This is a genomic window from Microvirga roseola, assembly GCF_020866965.1.
In the GTDB taxonomy this organism is placed as follows: Bacteria; Pseudomonadota; Alphaproteobacteria; order Rhizobiales; family Beijerinckiaceae; genus Microvirga; species Microvirga roseola.
The window spans coordinates 88729-105508 of the sequence record NZ_JAJATX010000014.1 but is presented as its reverse complement, the minus strand read 5'-3'; the positions used below and the strand labels follow the sequence as shown (position 1 = coordinate 105508).

General features: G+C 65.7%; 17 protein-coding genes. 14 read left to right on the top strand and 3 right to left on the bottom strand.

The genetic code is table 11. The features are described from left to right. Nucleotides 1-101: 101 nt before the first annotated feature. From LG661_RS11355 to erpA, 3 genes are all read right to left on the bottom strand, one after another. Nucleotides 102-1004: a hypothetical protein gene (locus tag LG661_RS11355; protein ID WP_230532020.1), complete on the bottom strand. Its 903-nt coding sequence runs from the start codon at nt 1002-1004 to the stop codon at nt 102-104. A gap of 81 nt (nt 1005-1085) precedes the next feature. Next, nucleotides 1086-1967 carry a hypothetical protein gene (locus tag LG661_RS11350; RefSeq protein ID WP_230532019.1) on the bottom strand — a complete coding sequence of 294 codons (882 nt, stop codon included), beginning with the start codon at nt 1965-1967 and terminating at the stop codon, nt 1086-1088. Nucleotides 1968-2050: 83 nt separating this feature from the next. Further along, nucleotides 2051-2377, bottom strand: coding sequence for an iron-sulfur cluster insertion protein ErpA (gene erpA / locus LG661_RS11345; RefSeq protein ID WP_230532027.1), 327 nt, complete (start codon nt 2375-2377; stop codon nt 2051-2053). A 94-nt stretch (nt 2378-2471) separates the two neighbouring features. On the opposite strand from erpA, the gene LG661_RS11340 reads away from it, so the two are divergent. The 14 genes from LG661_RS11340 to LG661_RS11275 all read left to right on the top strand — a co-directional run bounded on the left by LG661_RS11340 (nt 2472) and on the right by LG661_RS11275 (nt 16732). Continuing rightward, complete coding sequence (locus LG661_RS11340; RefSeq protein ID WP_230532015.1) at nt 2472-3677, top strand: deoxyguanosinetriphosphate triphosphohydrolase; 1206 nt, start codon at nt 2472-2474, stop codon at nt 3675-3677. 47 nt (nt 3678-3724) lie between these two features. Then, nucleotides 3725-5485 carry an arginine--tRNA ligase gene (argS, locus tag LG661_RS11335; RefSeq protein WP_230532013.1) on the top strand — a complete coding sequence of 587 codons (1761 nt, stop codon included), beginning with the start codon at nt 3725-3727 and terminating at the stop codon, nt 5483-5485. A gap of 105 nt (nt 5486-5590) precedes the next feature. Then, entirely contained in the window at nt 5591-7033 is a 1443-nt protein-coding gene (locus LG661_RS11330) for an SPOR domain-containing protein (protein ID WP_230532012.1), read from the top strand. Between the two features lie 69 nt (nt 7034-7102). Beyond that, on the top strand, nt 7103-8122 hold the full coding sequence (gene nagZ / locus LG661_RS11325; RefSeq protein ID WP_230532010.1) for a beta-N-acetylhexosaminidase: 1020 nt from the start codon (nt 7103-7105) through the stop codon (nt 8120-8122). A 39-nt stretch (nt 8123-8161) separates the two neighbouring features. Next, the gene (locus LG661_RS11320; RefSeq protein WP_230532009.1) at nt 8162-8962 is read left to right on the top strand and encodes a segregation and condensation protein A; all 801 of its coding nucleotides are present in this window, start codon (nt 8162-8164) and stop codon (nt 8960-8962) included. A gap of 1 nt (nt 8963) precedes the next feature. After that, a complete protein-coding gene (gene scpB, locus LG661_RS11315) occupies nt 8964-9665 on the top strand; it encodes an SMC-Scp complex subunit ScpB (RefSeq protein ID WP_230532007.1) in 702 nt (233 codons plus the stop codon). Further along, nucleotides 9662-10783: an ABC transporter ATP-binding protein gene (locus tag LG661_RS11310; protein WP_230532004.1), complete on the top strand. Its 1122-nt coding sequence runs from the start codon at nt 9662-9664 to the stop codon at nt 10781-10783. The genes scpB and LG661_RS11310 overlap by 4 nt, the downstream gene beginning before the upstream one ends. 57 nt (nt 10784-10840) lie before the next feature. Next, nucleotides 10841-11080, top strand: coding sequence for a twin-arginine translocase TatA/TatE family subunit (locus tag LG661_RS11305; RefSeq protein ID WP_230532003.1), 240 nt, complete (start codon nt 10841-10843; stop codon nt 11078-11080). Nucleotides 11081-11155: 75 nt separating this feature from the next. Next, nucleotides 11156-11719, top strand: a complete 564-nt coding sequence (gene tatB / locus LG661_RS11300; RefSeq protein WP_230532002.1) for a Sec-independent protein translocase protein TatB — start codon at nt 11156-11158, stop codon at nt 11717-11719. Beyond that, entirely contained in the window at nt 11720-12523 is an 804-nt protein-coding gene (tatC, locus tag LG661_RS11295) for a twin-arginine translocase subunit TatC (RefSeq protein WP_230532000.1), read from the top strand. Between the two features lie 205 nt (nt 12524-12728). Beyond that, the gene (serS, locus tag LG661_RS11290; RefSeq protein ID WP_230531998.1) at nt 12729-14090 is read left to right on the top strand and encodes a serine--tRNA ligase; all 1362 of its coding nucleotides are present in this window, start codon (nt 12729-12731) and stop codon (nt 14088-14090) included. 1 nt (nt 14091) lies between these two features. Beyond that, the gene (gene surE, locus LG661_RS11285; RefSeq protein WP_230531997.1) at nt 14092-14853 is read left to right on the top strand and encodes a 5'/3'-nucleotidase SurE; all 762 of its coding nucleotides are present in this window, start codon (nt 14092-14094) and stop codon (nt 14851-14853) included. Nucleotides 14854-14878: 25 nt separating this feature from the next. After that, the gene (locus LG661_RS11280; protein WP_230531995.1) at nt 14879-15550 is read left to right on the top strand and encodes a protein-L-isoaspartate O-methyltransferase family protein; all 672 of its coding nucleotides are present in this window, start codon (nt 14879-14881) and stop codon (nt 15548-15550) included. A 150-nt stretch (nt 15551-15700) separates the two neighbouring features. Further along, complete coding sequence (locus LG661_RS11275) at nt 15701-16732, top strand: M23 family metallopeptidase (protein ID WP_230531994.1); 1032 nt, start codon at nt 15701-15703, stop codon at nt 16730-16732. Nucleotides 16733-16780: the final 48 nt, after the last annotated feature.

The window sequence follows — 16780 nt, the reverse complement described above, 5'->3', positions numbered from 1 at the left end:
GCCGTCCGTGACCGCGCGCGGCATCGTCAACCTCACGGCAATTGCCGTCGTCGAGGCCCAGGCGATGGAGCAGGATCAGCCAAGCCTGATCTGAGGGGCGCTCATTCGGCCTTTGCGGTCACGTCGAGCTTCTTGAGGGCTTCCTTGGGATCGGATGCCAGCATGAAGTCCATCACGCCGAAGCCCGAGGGGTTCTTGGGCTCGGCGGAGATCGTGAGCCGACCGGGCTGGGCGATGAAACGGGAAACCGCCTGGCCGAGAGTCTTGGCTTGCTCCGAATTGCCGAGCAGTGACGACAGGGCGAGAGGCGCTGCGCCCGCATAGGTCCTGCGTAGCGACTCAAGGCTCGTCTTCTGCTCCTCGGCCGCCTTGGCGAGGTAGCGCTCGAGCAGGCCCTTGTCGTCGACAACAATGTCGAGAGCCTTCGCCTTCGCGCCGATCAGCGCCGCGGCGGCAGTGGCTTTATCGGTGCTGAACAGATCCCTGCCGACACTGCCGATGGTGCCGGAGAGGGAGACGCTACCTATCTCCTGCCCCTCCAGGGACAATTCCTTGATGGCGATCTCGCCGCTCTCCTCGTTCCAGGTGGCAGCCGCGACGAAGGAGGTGTCGAGAGTCTTGTAGCCGAGCGCGATGAGCTGTCTGAGAAACTCGTCCGTGCTGTTCGCCGGCAGTTCGAATGCGGAGTTCTGCTGGTCGATCCTGATGTTCGTAGGAATCCCGTTCACAGGCTTGTCGGCCGTGATCTCAAAGGACTTGACGGTCAGGTTCGTGCGCTCCGGTGCAGGTCCGGATCTGTCCAGCGTATCGATACCCATGCCCGACAGGCGCAGGGTGCCCAATGTCGGGATGAGGCTGCGCAGGGCGGAGTGATCGAGATCCTTCAGGGGCTTGCCCTGAAGCGCCTTCAGTCCTTTCAGGGTCGGAGCGATGGAGAAGCCATTGAGGCTGGCGGACTCGATCTTGACCCGATTGTCCGGGGCATCGATCTCGATCCCGTCCATTCGTAGATCGGCCGGTTGTGAGCCGGTGCTCCCCTGATAGGCTATCCGGTCGATGGTCCCGGTGACCTCGGGCTTTCCGTTCTACTTCGGGCCCGACTTGAACTTGATCCCCGTCGTCTCGACGAAACCGGTGTCGAACGCCTCGAGAAGATCGGCCACGGCCATGACGAGGCGGTCCTTTTCCTCGGATGTGGTGGTGCTTTTGTCGGTCAGCTCGGAAATGAGCGCTATCGTGCCGCTCCATGAGTCTCTCGTCGGACGGGCCATGATATTCCGTCCGTTCACCCTTTCGATCTCAAGGCTGTAGTCCTCTCCGGTGTCGAGGACGTCGATGTCCTCCATGGAGAGCGAACCATAAATTCTGGTCAGGGGGAGGGCGGCCTTGCCGTCCTTCGTATCGTAGAGCCTCATGAAGGCCGGCATGTCCAGGTCGCTGATCTTCGTCCGGCCATAGCTCGTCAGGATATTGCCCTTGGCGCTTGTGTCCTCGATGGCCATCGTGTCGATCGTGACTGAACCGATCTGACCCTGGACGATGTCGTTCAACGACACGTTTCTGTAGAGGACCGTCTGGGTTCGGTTGCCGAGCTTCTGCGTGACCTTCACTTCGGGAGCGGTGACCTCCCTGGCGCTGATACGGGCAACGCGCTCCGCCATCGGCTCGGTAGTTGAGGAGAAAAGCGTCTCGAAGTTCCGCCGGGAGGCCTTCGTGTCTGTGAAGTCGATCCGCTTCGCTTCATAGGTGAACGGTCCCCATGTGAAGCGCACGTCCTCCAGCGTGAAGCTGTCGGTGGACTGCGCAAAGGCCGCGCTCCACAGCGGGACCCGGACGGCGCCGACCGTGACCTGCTCGCTCCCGTGGCCGAACGCAACATCCCTTATGATTGCAGGTTCGAATTGCAGGGCTGCGGAGCCTGCAAGGAAGGCGAGCGTGCAGATGCCGGAGCGGCGAAGAAAGCCCATGATGGTCCCCAAGACACGAAGGCCCTCAGGCCGTATTCGGCCAGGAGCGGTCAGGCAGGGACCATAGGGCTAGGAACAGGGTTTCACAACGAGAACGAAGTGCCGCAGCCGCAGGAGGCTGTAGCGTGGGGGTTCTCGATCTTGAAGGACTGGCCGATTAGGTCGTCCACGAAGTCGATCACCGAGCCGTCCATGTACTGGACCGACACCTCGTCCACGATCACCGTCGCCCCGTCGCGTTCGATGACAAGGTCGTCGTCCTGGCGGGTCCGGTCCACGTCGAAGGCATATTGGAATCCTGAGCAGCCGCCCCCGTTCACGCTGATTCTCAGCATGGAGCCGGTAGGTTCCGTGGCCATGATTTCGTTGATGCGGCGGGCGGCGCGTTCGGTCAGGGTAATCCCGGGCATGGCGGTTCCGGTCCTCATGAGGACGTAATTCTTGGACAAGCTGTTAAGAGCAAGGTAAGTGCGCCTTGGCAAGGCTTCAACCCGAGGATGATCCGTGCGGCCCTATGGAGAACGATGGCGAGCCCCTTACGCCTGCGATCCCTGGGACAGCCGGGGGCGCCTCTACCCCGAGGCGGTCTCCCCGACCCGCAGCGACTTCCAGCGCGACCGGGACCGGATCATTCATTCCTCGGCCTTTCGTCGCCTCAAGCACAAGACGCAGGTCTTCGTCTACCACGAGGGCGACCATTTCCGGACCAGGCTGACCCACACCATCGAGGTCAGCCAGATCGCCCGGGCGCTCGCCCGGTCCCTGGGGCTGGACGAGGATCTCGCCGAGGCGCTCGCGCTCTCCCATGATCTCGGCCATACGCCCTTCGGTCATACGGGCGAGGACACGCTGGACGAGTGCATGGCGGCCTATGGCGGATTCGACCACAACGCCCAGGCGCTCAGGATCGTGACCCGCCTGGAGCGCCGCTATGCGGCTTATGACGGCCTCAACCTGACCTGGGAGACCCTGGAGGGGCTGGTCAAGCACAACGGCCCCCTTCTCGATCCCGAAGGCAGGCCGACCCTGCGCTATGAGGCCCGCGGCGTTCCGCTCGCGATCCTCGAATACAACAGCCAGCAGGACCTGGAGCTTTCAAGCCATGCGAGCGGGGAGGCGCAGGCGGCAGCGATTGCGGACGACATCGCCTACGACGCCCACGACATCGACGACGGCCTGAGGGCCGGGCTTTTCGAGATCGACGACCTGCGTGAGGTTCCGTTCCTGGACGAGCTATTGCGCGAAATCGACGGGCGCTGGCCCGGCCTGGACCTGTCCCGCCGCATCCACGAACTGACCCGGCGCGTCATCACCCGTTTCGTGGAGGACGTGGTGGCCCAGAGCGAGAGCCGGATCGAGGCGCTCAAGCCGGCCAAGGCCGAGGATATCCGGCAGGCGGGCGAGACAACCGTCGGCTTCTCGAAGGAGATGCGGGAGGCGGATGCCGGTGTGAAGCGCTTCCTCTATGCCCATATGTACCGTCATCCCAAGGTGATGGCGGTGAGGGCCAGGGCCGACGACGTGCTGCGGGACCTCTTCCGCCGCTTCACGGGCGAGCCCGATCTGATGCCGGACGAGTGGCGGACCGACCTGCCGGAGGACGAGACTCGCCTTGCCCGAAGGGTGTCGGACTACATCGCCGGCATGACGGACCGCTATGCGATCCTTGAACACCGTCGCCTGTTTGACGTAACCCCTGACTTGCGTTAGGCGCGCCAAAGCTTTCGGGGCCGTCGCCCCTGTTGAGATCGAAGTACATGAACATTTTCGGGTTGTTTGAGAAGCGGGTTGCGGATGCCCTCGGCCGTCTGGCCGGTGCGGGCCAGATTCCATCGGGGCTGGACGTCAGCCGCGTGGTCGTGGAGCCCCCGCGCGATCCGTCCCACGGCGATCTGGCCACCAATGCCGCCATGGTTCTGGCCAAGGAGGCGCGCATGAACCCGCGCGCCTTGGCAGACCTGCTCGTCGGCGACCTGAAGGACGATCCTCGCGTGTCCTCGGTGGAGGTCGCCGGTCCGGGCTTCATTAATATCAGGCTTGCACCCGAATTCCTGCATGAGGTTCTGCGGGCAGCCGTCCTGGACAGCGACGGTTTCGGCCGGAGCGGGCAGGGGGCGGGAACCCCGGTCAACGTGGAATACGTCTCCGCCAACCCGACCGGGCCGCTCCATGTGGGCCACGGCCGCGGAGCCGTCTTCGGCGATGCGCTCGCCTCCCTGCTGGCCTTCGCCGGCTACAAGGTGACCCGCGAGTACTATATCAACGATGCCGGCGCGCAGGTCGATGTTCTCGCCCGCTCCGCCTATCTGCGTTACCGGGAGGCCCTGGGGCAGGAGATCGGGGGCATTCCGGAAGGACTGTACCCGGGCGATTACCTCAAGCCCGTCGGCGCGCGCCTCGCCGAGGAGTTCGGCTCAAGTCTCCTCGACAAGCCCGAGGCCGAGTGGCTGCCCCTCGTCCGCCGGGTCTCCATCGAGGGCATGATGGACATGATCCGGGAGGACCTCGCGGCGCTCAACATCCGCCACGATGTCTTCTTCTCGGAGAAGTCCCTGCAGCAGGGCGAGGATAACCAGGTGTCCCGGATGATCGCCGACCTGCGGGCGCGCGATCTCGTCTATGTGGGCCGCCTGCCGCCGCCCAAGGGCCAAAAGGACGAGGACTGGGAGGACCGCGAGCAACTCCTGTTCCGCGCGACCGCCTATGGCGACGAGGTGGACCGCCCGCTCCTGAAGTCCGACGGCAGCTACACCTACTTCGCCTCCGATATCGCCTATCACCACTCCAAGTTCGAGCGCGGCTTCAACGTCATGATCGACGTGCTGGGGGCGGATCACGGCGGTTACGTGAAGCGGATGCAGGCGGCGGTGAAGGCCGTGTCGAACGGCAAGGCCGAGCTGGACGTGAAGCTCTGCCAGCTCGTGAAGCTCCTGCGCGGCGGCGAGCCGGTGAAGATGTCCAAGCGCTCAGGCGACTTCGTGACGCTGCGCGACGTGGTCGACGAGGTGGGCCGGGATGCGGTGCGCTTCATGATGATCTTCCGCAAGAACGATGCGCCGCTCGATTTCGACCTGGCCAAGGTCGTCGAGCAGTCCAAGGACAACCCGGTCTTCTACGTCCAGTATGCCCACGCCCGCTCGGCCTCGGTGTTCCGGCAGGCGGCCGAGGCATTCCCGGGGGCGGATTTCTCAGCCTCCCGGCTCGAGAAGGCGGACCTTTCGGTGCTTGAGGACGAGGCGGAGCTGGATCTTGTCCGCCGCATCGCCCAGTTCCCGCGGACGGTCGAGGCGGCTGCCGAGGCCCATGAGCCTCACCGGGTGGCGTTCTACCTCTACGATCTGGCGAGCGCCTTCCACAGTCTGTGGAACAAGGGCAAAGACTTGCCGCAATTACGCTTTGTTAATCAAACTGATCAAGATTCAACCCTGGCGAGGCTGGCTCTCGTGCATGCCCTGAAAGGGGTGTTGGCATCCGGCCTTGCGATTCTGGGCGTTACGGCACCCGATGAAATGCGGTAACGGTTTTCGAGGCGGAGCAACCGTTTCAGGCCGTTCTTGCGGGTGGCGTGTCGTCATGCCGGCGGAGCCGTTTTGGCTCCTGTCGCGTAATTGGAGGTCCGGCGCATGAGCGAATCAGTGAAGCCCCGTTTTGCGGTCGATCTCAATGAGATCGAGCGTCAGCTCGCCCAGGCGCAGGGCGCCTCGTCCCACCAGCCGGCGCCGGCCACGCGGAACGACCCGCTGGCCGAGCTGGCCCGCATCGTGGGGCAGGACGATCCTTTCCAATCGATCCTGGCGAGCGACGGCGGCAGCCGTCCCAGGCAGCAGGCGCAGGCTGCCGTCCATGATCTGTATGCCAGCCGTGGAGGCGAGGTGCATCATGGGCGACGCGGCGGTTACGTCGAGCCCTCCTTTGAGGCCGATCCCTACCAGGAAGTGGAGGTTCGCGGCTCCGAGCAGGCCTACGGCTATCGCGCCCCAAGCCCGTCGCAAGGGGAGGGCGCCTATGCCGGCGGGGCCTACGACAACTACTACGACGAGAACGCCGGATATCCGGATCCGCGCTACGCCGAGCCTGAAGCGCTGGACTACCCGCCCGTGCAGAGGCGCCGGTCCCGCAGGGGCCTGGTCGCCATCGGGGCGGTGCTCGGGTTCGCTGCCATAGGAGCCGGCGGTTATTACGCCCTCACGGATGGGCCTTCGACCGCCGCAAGCGGCGAGCCGCCGCTGGTCAAGGCATCCAACGAGCCCGTGAAGGTGCAGCCGCAGAATCCGGGCGGGGTCGAGATCCCGAACCAGAACAAGCAGATCTATGAGCGCGCCGGCAACACGGAGACCAAGGTCGTCAACCGTGAGGAGCAGCCTGTCGATGTGAAGCAGGCGGTGCGTCTGAACGGCGGGGCCGTTGGCGATGCCATGGGCGGAGCTGCCCCCCAGCAGCCGGCGAATGGCCTCAATCTCGGGGAGCCCCGGAAGGTCCGTACGGTCACGATCCGCCCCGATGGCACGGTGGTCGGGGCCGAGCCTGCCAATCCCGGCCCGGCTCCTGCCGCTGCGCCCCTGCCCACCATGACCCTGCCCGAGGCGGCGCAGCCCGCCCAGGCCGCATCGGCGACGCCCAGCGCTGCGCCCGTTCAGCCGGCTCCCGCTGCGCCCAAGCCCGTGGCGAGCACACCCGCGGCGGTGCCTGCCACCCCGGCTCCGGTTCCCGCGCCGTCTCCGGCCACGCCGGCCAGCGGCTCATCGCCGCAGCAGGTGGCCTCGGCCCAGCCTGTCCCGCTTTCGCCGCCCGCCGCGTCGGCTGCGACGCCGGCAACGGTGGCGACGGGTGACTACGCCGTGCAGCTCGGCATCGCCAACAGCGAGAGCAGGGCCGAAGCGACCCTGGCCCAGCTCCGCCAGAAGTACTCGGAGCTGGAAAGCCAGCCTCCGCTGGTGATGAAGGCCGAGGTCAACGGCAACACGCTCTACCGCATCCGGGTCGGCCCCATGTCGCGGGAAGAGGCCTCCTCCCTGTGCTCCACCCTTCAGGGGCAGGGAGCCCAGTGCTTCGTCGCCAAGAACTGATAGCAGACACCTCGGCCGTTTCCGCCGAGACTCCTTGACCCTGCCGGGCAGGGGACGTAAGGCGCGGGGATGACCACCCGCGCCTTTATTGCTGGCTGCTCCGGCCTCGAGCTCACGCCCGACGAGATCGCCTTCTTCCGGGAGGCGTCTCCGTGGGGCTTCATCCTGTTCCGCCGCAACGTGGATACCCCTCAACAGGTGAGGGCGCTCTGCGAAGCCCTGCGCGAGACGGTCGGGCGGGCGGATGCCCCCATTCTCATCGACCAGGAGGGCGGCCGGGTTCAGCGCATGGGTCCGCCCCACTGGCCGAAATATCCCTCCGGCAGAGCTTATGGCGGCCTCCATGCCGATGAGCCGCTTCTCCAGCGGGAGCTCGCCCGTCTCGGCGCGAGGCTGATCGCCCACGATCTCCGCTCCGTGGGCGTCACGGTGGACTGCCTGCCGGTGCTCGATGTGCCGTCTCCCGGCGCGCACGACGTCATCGGCGACAGGGCTTATGGGCAGACGCCGGAAAAGGTTGCGGTTCTCGGGCGTGCGGCGGCCGAGGGGCTGCTCGCCGGCGGGGTACTCCCGGTCATCAAGCACATGCCGGGCCATGGCCGGGCAGGGGCCGACAGCCACTTGGCACTTCCCGTGGTCGATGCCTCCCGCGAGGAGCTGGAAAAGCACGATTTCGCACCCTTCCGGATGCTGACGGACATGCCGCTCGCGATGACGGCGCATGTTGTCTACACGGCCCTCGATCCCGAGCGGCCCGCAACGACCTCCCGCATCGTCATGGATGAGATCATCCGGGGCCATATCGGCTATGACGGGCTCGTGATGACGGACGACCTGTCCATGCATGCCCTCTCGGGCTCATTCCGGGAGCGGACGGAGGCTGTCTTTGCGGCAGGGTGCGACATGGCCCTTCATTGCAACGGCGAGATGGGCGAAATGACTGCCGTGGCCGGGGCCGCGCCAGTTCTGGCAGGGGATTGCCTGCGCCGGGCCGAAGCTGCGCTGGCGCGCATCCGTCACGAGCCGGAGCCCCTCGATCCTGTGGATGCCCGCGCGAGGCTCGATGCCGCGCTTGCGGCGATCGCCTAAGCAGGTGAAGGTTCAGGCCCCTTCGCGTTGAGTATCCCCATGGCCAAGCCCCTACCATTCGAGGAAGCCGCACCCGCCGAGCGGGCCGAGAGCGAACCCGCTCTCTTCGTCGACGTGGACGGCTTCGAAGGGCCGCTCGATCTCCTGCTCGAGCTGGCGCGACGCCAGAAGGTGGACCTCCACCGCATTTCGATCCTGGCCCTTGCCGAGCAGTACCTCGTCTTCATCGAGGAGGCGCGCCGCATGCGCCTGGAGCTGGCGGCCGACTACCTCGTGATGGCGGCTTGGCTTGCCTACCTCAAGTCGCGCCTGCTGCTGCCGGAGCCGCCCAAGGGCGAGGAGCCGAGCGCCGAGGAGCTGGCGACGGCGCTCGCCCTGCGCCTGCGCCGCCTAGAGGCGATCCGCGAGGCGGCCAAGAAGCTGGGCGAGCGCACCTGGCTCGGCCGGGACATCTTCGCGAGAGGCGCGCCGGAGCCGGTCGTCATCCGCAAGGATGCCCGCTACGAGGCGAGCCTCTACGATCTCCTCAAGGCCTATGCCCACCAGAGGCAGATTAAGCTCAACTCCAAGGTTTCCCTTCACAAGAGGACCGTGTGGTCTCTCGTCGATGCACGGGAAGCCCTGGAGCGCCTCGTCGGGCATCTCAGCGATTGGGTGACCCTCGATACCTATCTCGTCGAATACATGGTCGAGCCCGCCATGCGGCCGACCGTGCTGGCCTCCGCTCTATCCGCCACCCTCGAAATGGTCCGCGAGGGAAAACTGACCGTTCGGCAGGACGAGGCTTTCGCGCCGGTCTGGGTCAAGCCCGTCGCGGACGCAGCCGAGGCAGGAGCCTGACATGGAAGAAGCAGTCGACATGACGGAAACCGCCGAGAACAGCCGCATACCCGATCACGGCGAGGCGATGCGGATCGCCGAGGCGCTCCTGTTCGCCTCCGCCGAGCCTCTGGGAGCCGAGGAACTGGCCGGACGCCTGCCGGAAGGCGCGGATGTGGAGAAGATCCTCGAGGATCTGACCGGGCTCTATGCCCCACGGGGCGTCAATCTCGTCCGGGTCGCGGGAAAATGGGCGTTCCGGACTGCCAGCGACCTGTCCTTCGTGCTGGCGCGCGATGTCGTCGAGCAGCGCAAGCTCTCCCGCGCCGCCATGGAGACATTGGCGATCATCGCCTATCACCAGCCGGTCACCCGGGCCGAGATCGAAGAAATCCGCGGCGTCGCCACCTCGAAAGGCACCCTGGACCTTCTGCTTGAAACGAGCTGGATTCGCCTAAGGGGCCGGAGGAAGGTGCCGGGACGGCCTGTCACCTATGGCACCACCCCGCAGTTCCTGGAGCATTTCGGCCTGGATGCCATCGAGGACCTGCCGGGGCTCGAGGAGTTGAAGGGGGCAGGGTTCCTGGAAGGGCGGGTGCCTTCCGACCTTTCGGTGCCGGTGCCCTCCGACGACGATGCTCTGCGGCCCGACGAGGATCCGCTCGATCACGACGACCTTTTCCAGCCCCTCGAGATGGATCAGAGCGGGACCGGCGAGGAATGATCCAAAAGCCCGCCTCTGCGCGCGACCTGTTCCGATTGCCCCGCTGGGGCCAGCGCGGAACGGCGGGCGCCTCGATCCCGGCGCAGCTCACCTTCGAGAACATCGTCCAGGTCTACGGCAGCCAGCGGGCCCTCGACGGGGTGTCGCTCCAGGTCGAGCCGGGTGAAATCATCTGCCTGCTCGGCCATTCCGGCTGTGGCAAAACCACGCTGCTGCGCATCGCTGCCGGTATCGAGGCTCCCACCTCCGGCCGTGTGCTGATGGACGGACTCGAGGTCAGCGGACCCAAGACCCTCGTCGAGCCGGAGAGGCGGGGCATCGGGCTGATGTTCCAGGACTACGCGCTTTTCCCCCACATGACCGTGCTCCAGAACGTCATGTTCGGCCTGCAGGACCTCTCGGCCAAGGAGGCGGACATCGCCGCCCGCAGGGCCCTTTCCCGCGTGGGGCTGGAGCATTATGCGGGCGAGTATCCGCACACGCTCTCCGGCGGCGAGCAGCAGCGCGTGGCGCTGGCGCGCTCCATCGCCCCGCGCCCGGGCGTGCTGCTGATGGACGAGCCCTTCTCCAACCTCGATCGTCGGATGCGCGACGCAATCCGGGACGAGACCGTCGCAATTCTGAGAGAAACGGGCGCTACGACCATCGTCGTGACGCACGATCCGGAAGAGGCCATGCGGATCGCCGACCGGATCGTCCTGATGCGCGCAGGCGCCATCATCCAGCAGGGCGAGTCGGAGGAGATCTACCGAAGGCCCGTCAACCTGTTCGCCGCACGCTTCTTCTGCGATTTCAATGAGATCGCCGGCACGGTTCGCGGCGGCCAGGCGACATGTCCGGTTGGGGTTTTTCCCGCTCCGCACCTGGAGGATGGACCGGCCATCGTCTGCGTGCGTCCGCAGGGGCTCAAGCTGAAGCCGCCGGGCTTCTGCCTGCCGGGACGCGTCGCTGGGCGCCGCTTCCTCGGCGAGGTGGACCTGCTTCATATTGACGTTCCGGGGCTCGACCGGCCGCTCCAGGCCCGTGTTCACGATCCTGTTGCTGTCAAAGACGGTCAGGATGTGGGTATTGAAGTGAGACCAAAGGATGTCCTTGTTTTCGCCGCCTCGGATGCCTAGGTTGGCGGCGAGCAAAGAGTTCAGAAACCGCGCCTTTCCGGGCGCAGGAGGAATGCCATGGGTGGCGCGAGTATTTGGCACTGGATCGTCGTCGGTCTGATCGTTGTTCTGCTTTTCGGGCGCGGTAAGATCTCCGACCTGATGGGTGACGTCGCGAAGGGTATCAAAGCCTTCAAGAAGGGCATGTCCGAGGATGATACGGCAAAGCCCGTCCAGCCGTCGGAGCCGGTCCGGTCCATCGATCACCAGAACGGCGTGCAGGCGAGCAACGCCACGAGCGATCACAAGGTCGGCTAATGGTCGAGGCCGGCGACCGTTCCTGAACGCGCCGGTCCTTTTCAGAGTACATGAAGGCAGGGTCGAGGCCACGCCATGTTGGACATGAGCTGGGGTGAGATAATGATGATCGGCGCCGTCGCGCTGATCGTCATCGGCCCTAAGGACCTGCCGCGCGCCCTGCGGACAGTGGGACAGATGACGGGCAAGCTCCGCCGGATGGCGGCGGAGTTCCAGGGGCAGTTCCAGGAAGCCATGCGCGAGGCCGAGCTTGACGAGGTCAAGCAGCAGCTCAAGGGCATGAACGATTCCGTTTCTTCCCTGAACAAGGGCTTCAATCCCATCCAGAGCGTCCGGGACGAACTGAAGACGGCTGTCGAGGCTCCGGTCTCGGGCCAGGAGCAGAAGCCGTCTCCGGAGGCGACCGGCACGGCGCTCCAGGTGCGGGAAGAGGCTCCCGTGCCCGCGCCGGTCGGGCCGGACATTCCCCTACCGGCCCTGCCGATGGACGATCCGGCCGAGGAGATCGCCGCTTCCTTGAGGCGCGAGGCCGAGTTCGAGGCCCAAAAGGCGGCTGCTGCCAGGGCGGCCCAAGAGAACGCCCAGGTGAGACAAGAGAACGCCCAGGCGACATACGAGAAAACGGACGTGAAAGCTTAAATGACCACCGCCGTCGAACAGGATGAGATCGAGGCTTCGCGCGCCCCTCTGATCGAGCATCTGACCGAGCTGCGCTCGCGCCTGATCAAGGCGCTCGCCGCTTTCGTGGTGATGTTCTTCATATGCTTCGCCGGTGCGAAGTACATCTACAACATCCTGGTCTGGCCCTATGTCGCGGCCGTCGGCTCGCCAGAGGCGGCCCGCCTCGTCTATACCCACGGCCTCGAATACCTCTTTACGCAGATCCAGGTGGCAGCTTTCGGTGCAGGCTTCCTGGCTTTCCCGGTCATTGCCGCGCAGATCTACAAGTTCGTGGCGCCGGGCCTGTACAAGAACGAGCGGCACGCCTTCCTGCCTTATCTCGTCGCCACCCCGGTTCTGTTCACCGTCGGTGCGGCCTGCGTCTACTTCATCGCCATGCCGCTGCTCATGCGCTTTTCCGTGGGCATGCAGCAGCTTGCGACCGAGGGCGCCCCGACCATCGAATTCCTGCCGAAGGTCAGCGAGTACCTGTCGCTGATCATGACCCTGATCTTCGCCTTCGGCATCTGCTTCCAGCTTCCCGTCGCCCTGACCTTGCTCGCGCGGGCTGGAATCATCACTTCGGAGTTCCTGAAGGATAAGCGGCGCTACGCCATCGTCATCGTCTTCGTCATCGCGGCCGTCCTGACCCCGCCCGACGTGATCAGCCAGTTCGCCCTCGCGATCCCCACTCTGCTTCTATACGAGGCGTCCATCTTCTCCGTCCGCATGGTCGAGAAGAAACGTGCCGAAGCCGAAACCTCGCGCGAGGCGGAGGAATAGGCGTCAGATTTCCACCATTGGCGCTACCTGGGCATTCTGAAACGGGGCGGTCTCATGACAGCATCGGACCCCGAAGCGGACACCGCTTTCGGGACGCATCCGGTGCATTTTTGGGCAAAGCGCATCGTCTGACGCGGAAAACCGAATTTCACTTTTGCGCACGATGCGCTAAGGCGGGACCGCATCACGAAGCAGGTCCTATCCCATGCACGACATCCGTTCCATCCGCGAAAACCCCGCGGCTTTCGACCAAGGCCTCAGGAACCGGGGCATGGAGCCCTTGTCCGCCCACCTGATCGCCCTCGACGACCAGCGCAAGAGCGCCGTTTCCGCCCTTCAGGCCGCCATGGAGCGCCGCAATGCCATGTCCAAGGAGATCGGACAGGCCAAGGCGAAGAAGGACGAGGCGCGGGCGCAGGAGCTGATGGCCGAGGTGGCGCGCCTCAAGGAAGCGGTGCCGGAGCTCGAAGAGGCCGAGCGCCGCGCCGACAAGGCGCTGTTCGAGGCCCTCGCCGCAATTCCGAACATCCCGCAGGAGAGCGTGCCGGTAGGCGTGGACGAGCACGGCAACGTGGAGCGGCACCGGGTCGGCGCGCCGAAGACCCTGAACAGCAGCAAGCAGCATTTTGAGATCGGCGAAGACCTCGGCCTCATGGACTTCGAGACCGCGGCAAAACTCTCCGGCTCGCGCTTCGTCGTCCTGAAAGGTCAGCTCGCCCGCTTGGAGCGGGCGCTCGGCCAGTTCATGATCGATCTGCACACGATCGATCACGGCTATACCGAGGTGAACCCGCCCCTCTTGGTTCGCGATGACACCATGTTCGGCACGGCGCAGCTGCCGAAATTCGAGGACGACCAGTTCTGGGCCTTCCCGGGCTCGGCCCTCGAGCAGATCGTTGCCTCGGCTGAAGCAGGCGAGGGGAGCGATGCGCTCCGCAAGCCGATCAGGGAGGCCCGCTACGGCCTCATCCCGACCGCCGAGGTGTCGCTGACCAATCTCGTGCGCGAGCAGATCCTCTCCGAAGAGGAACTGCCGCTGCGCTTTACTGCACTCACCCCCAGCTTCCGCGCAGAGGCCGGGTCGGCCGGGCGCGATACCCGCGGCATGATCCGCCAGCACCAGTTCGTGAAATGCGAGCTCGTCTCGATCTCGACGCCCGAGACCTCGGCGGACGAGCACGAGCGCATGCTCACCTCCGCCGAGAACGTGCTGAAGAAGCTGGAGCTCCCGTTCCGCACCATGACGCTCTGCACGGGCGATATGGGCTTCTCCTCGACCAAGACCTACGATATCGAGGTCTGGCTGCCGGGGCAGGGGACGTATCGCGAGATTTCGAGCTGCTCGGTCTGCTCCGATTTCCAGGCAAGGCGCATGAATGCGCGCTACCGTCCGGCGGACGGCAAGGGGCCGCGTTTCGTCCACACCCTGAACGGCTCGGGGCTGGCGGTCGGCCGCACCCTCGTCGCCGTTCTGGAGAACTATCAGAACGAGGACGGCAGCGTCACGATCCCGTTAGCGCTCCGGCCCTACATGGGCGGTCTCGACCGCATTGAACGGCAGGCCTGACATGCGCATTCTCTGTACCAACGACGACGGTATTCACGCTCCGGGGCTTAAGACCCTGGAGGCCATCGCCCGATCCCTCTCCGACGATGTGTGGATCGTCGCGCCGGAGACCGACCAGAGCGGCGTCGCTCACTCGCTCTCGCTGAACGACCCCCTGCGCCTGCGCGAGATTTCCGACCGGCACTTCGCCGTGAAGGGCACGCCGACCGATTGCGTGATCATGGGCATCCGCCACCTAATGCACGAGCACAAGCCCGACCTCGTGCTCTCCGGCGTCAACCGGGGGCAGAACGTGGCGGAGGATGTCAGCTATTCCGGCACCGTGGCGGGAGCCATCGAGGGCACGCTGCTCGGCGTTCCCTCCATCGCGCTCTCCCAGGCCTATGGGGCGGCGAGCCGCACGGCGCTGCGGTGGCACTGCGCTGAGCAGCACGGTCCCAGGATCGTGCGCAGGATACTCGACGCCGGCATCGACAAGGGCATCCTCGTCAATGTGAACTTCCCCGATTGCGAGCCCGAGGAGGTCGAGGGCGCAGCCGTTGTCAACCAGGGCCAGCGCACGCAGGAACTCCTGCGCCTCGACGAGCGTCGGGACGGACGCGGGAATCCTTACTTCTGGATCGCCTTCGAGCGTCACCCCTTCATCCCCGCCAACGGCACGGATCTCTGGGCCATCGCCAACCGGCGCATCGCGATTACGCCTCTCAGGCTCGACATGACGGACGAGCCGACGCTGACGCGCTACGCGCAGATCTTCGACTAGGAGGCCGGGCGCGATGAGCCGGGACATGCCATTCCTTCCCGATGCGGAGAACCGCGGCGAGAGGGAGGCGATCGGCGTTGCGTCCTTCATCCTGTCCTTGAGGGCGCGGGGCATTCGCAACATCGAGCTGCTGCGGGCGATGGAGTTGGTCCCGCGCGACGTGTTCGCGCCTCGCCGGTTCGCGGATCTCTCGCGCACGGACGTGGCGCTGCCGCTGCCCTGCGGACAGACCATGACGGCTCCCGGAACCGTCGCTTCCATGCTGCTCGCGCTCGACGTCAGGTCGGGCCACCACGTGCTGGAGGTGGGTACCGGGACCGGCTACATGACCGCGCTCCTGGCCCATCTCGGAGCCGAGGTCACGACCGTCGAGCGCTTCAACACCCTGGCGGAGAGCGCGGCCCAGCATCTGAAGATCGTGGAGGCGGGCAGGGTCCGCATGGAGGTGGGCGACGGCCTTGCCACGCGGGTGCGCGAGCGCTTCGACCGCATCCTTCTCAACGGCGCGCGCAGCGAGATCCCGCAGACGGTGACGTCGCATCTCGGTCCGGGCGGACGTCTTGTCGGCGCGCTCACCGTGGACGGACGGCCGCACCTCGTTCAGATCGAGCGTATGGCCGATGGCGAATTGCGGCAGGAGATCGGTGCGCCGCTGCGGATTTCGCCGCTGGTCACCGGCATTGCGGCGACCCTTTGACGGGCGCAGAAATTTTTCTCGGCAGGGTTACGGGAAAATACACCTCGTCAACTGTTGCTTAACCTGAACAGGGCTTTAATGCCTCCATCGAGTTGCGTTCGGTTGGGGTAAATCATGCAGTTGCGTGTGTGTTCTGAGCATTGGATTGCGGTGTCGCGGATCGCTCTGGCGAGTTTGATCGGCAGTGCTGCGGCGGCGTGCAGTTCCGACACCCTGCGGTTTGCGGAGAGCCCGTTCTCCAATCCGTTCAAGTCGAGTGACCGGTACGCGCAGAGCGCGCCGTCCACGCCCCAGTATTCCCAGCCCTACTATGCGCCGGCCCAGGCGATGCCGACCGCGCCGGTCCAGGCTCAGGCGCTGCCGCCGGTTCAGGCGCAGCCGATCGCACAGCCCTATCGCACTGCTGCTCCTGTCTCTGCTCCCGCTCCCCTGCGTCCGATGCCCGTGGCGCAGGTTGCTCCGGTGCAGCCGGCGAGCCAGCCGAAATTCCGCCTCGTCGATACGTCTAAGACGCAGGCTCCTGCTCCCACTGTGGCGACTGTCAGAACCCGTCCCGGCATGAACCAGCCGACGCAGGCCGCCGCTCCGGCGCCCGCTCGCCAGACGCCGGTTCAGATCGTCTCGGCCGCTCCCGCAGAGCCGCTGGTGTCCGCTCCCCGGCCCGTCGTCGAGCAGCCCAAGGTCGCCGCTCTGCCGCAGCCGGAGCCTCCGAAGCCTGCCGTCGCCGCGCAGCCCGTTCCGCTCGCTCCGGCTCCGCAGCCCGCGGTGGCGAAGCAGCCTGTGCAGGAGCCCGAGCAGACCGCCAGCGTTCCGGCTGGCGACTTCCGCTGGCCGGCCCGCGGTCGCGTCATTGCGGGATTCGGCGCCAATGGCGGCAATGAGGGCATCAATATCGCCGTTCCCGAGGGAACGCCGGTGAAGGCTGCGGAGGCCGGCACGGTCACCTATGCGGGCAGCGAGGTGAAGGGCTACGGCAATCTCATTCTCATTCGCCACGAGAACGGCTACGTTTCGGCCTACGCCCACAACGCCTCGCTCAATGTGAAGCGCGGCGACCAGGTGAAGCGCGGCCAGGTGATCGCCACGTCCGGCCAGACCGGCAACGTGACCTCGCCGCAGCTCCATTTCGAGATCCGCAAGGGCGCGACCCCGGTCGACCCGCTCAGGCATCTCGGCGGCTAACCGGATCCACTTTTCGCAGGCGCGGATCGCCGGTCCCGCACGCCGCTC

What these genes read in the sequence shown, in the direction of transcription:
- LG661_RS11355 (WP_230532020.1), bottom strand. Translation starts at nt 1,004, where the DNA reads ATGGACGGGATCGAGATCGATGCCCCGGACAATCGGGTCAAGATCGAG.
- LG661_RS11350 (WP_230532019.1), bottom strand. Translation starts at nt 1,967, where the DNA reads ATGGGCTTTCTTCGCCGCTCCGGCATCTGCACGCTCGCCTTCCTTGCA.
- erpA (WP_230532027.1), bottom strand. Translation starts at nt 2,377, where the DNA reads ATGCCCGGGATTACCCTGACCGAACGCGCCGCCCGCCGCATCAACGAA.
- argS (WP_230532013.1), top strand. Translation starts at nt 3,725, where the DNA reads ATGAACATTTTCGGGTTGTTTGAGAAGCGGGTTGCGGATGCCCTCGGC.
- LG661_RS11330 (WP_230532012.1), top strand. Translation starts at nt 5,591, where the DNA reads ATGAGCGAATCAGTGAAGCCCCGTTTTGCGGTCGATCTCAATGAGATC.
- nagZ (WP_230532010.1), top strand. Translation starts at nt 7,103, where the DNA reads ATGACCACCCGCGCCTTTATTGCTGGCTGCTCCGGCCTCGAGCTCACG.
- LG661_RS11320 (WP_230532009.1), top strand. Translation starts at nt 8,162, where the DNA reads ATGGCCAAGCCCCTACCATTCGAGGAAGCCGCACCCGCCGAGCGGGCC.
- scpB (WP_230532007.1), top strand. Translation starts at nt 8,964, where the DNA reads ATGGAAGAAGCAGTCGACATGACGGAAACCGCCGAGAACAGCCGCATA.
- LG661_RS11310 (WP_230532004.1), top strand. Translation starts at nt 9,662, where the DNA reads ATGATCCAAAAGCCCGCCTCTGCGCGCGACCTGTTCCGATTGCCCCGC.
- LG661_RS11305 (WP_230532003.1), top strand. Translation starts at nt 10,841, where the DNA reads ATGGGTGGCGCGAGTATTTGGCACTGGATCGTCGTCGGTCTGATCGTT.
- tatB (WP_230532002.1), top strand. Translation starts at nt 11,156, where the DNA reads ATGTTGGACATGAGCTGGGGTGAGATAATGATGATCGGCGCCGTCGCG.
- tatC (WP_230532000.1), top strand. Translation starts at nt 11,720, where the DNA reads ATGACCACCGCCGTCGAACAGGATGAGATCGAGGCTTCGCGCGCCCCT.
- serS (WP_230531998.1), top strand. Translation starts at nt 12,729, where the DNA reads ATGCACGACATCCGTTCCATCCGCGAAAACCCCGCGGCTTTCGACCAA.
- surE (WP_230531997.1), top strand. Translation starts at nt 14,092, where the DNA reads ATGCGCATTCTCTGTACCAACGACGACGGTATTCACGCTCCGGGGCTT.
- LG661_RS11280 (WP_230531995.1), top strand. Translation starts at nt 14,879, where the DNA reads ATGCCATTCCTTCCCGATGCGGAGAACCGCGGCGAGAGGGAGGCGATC.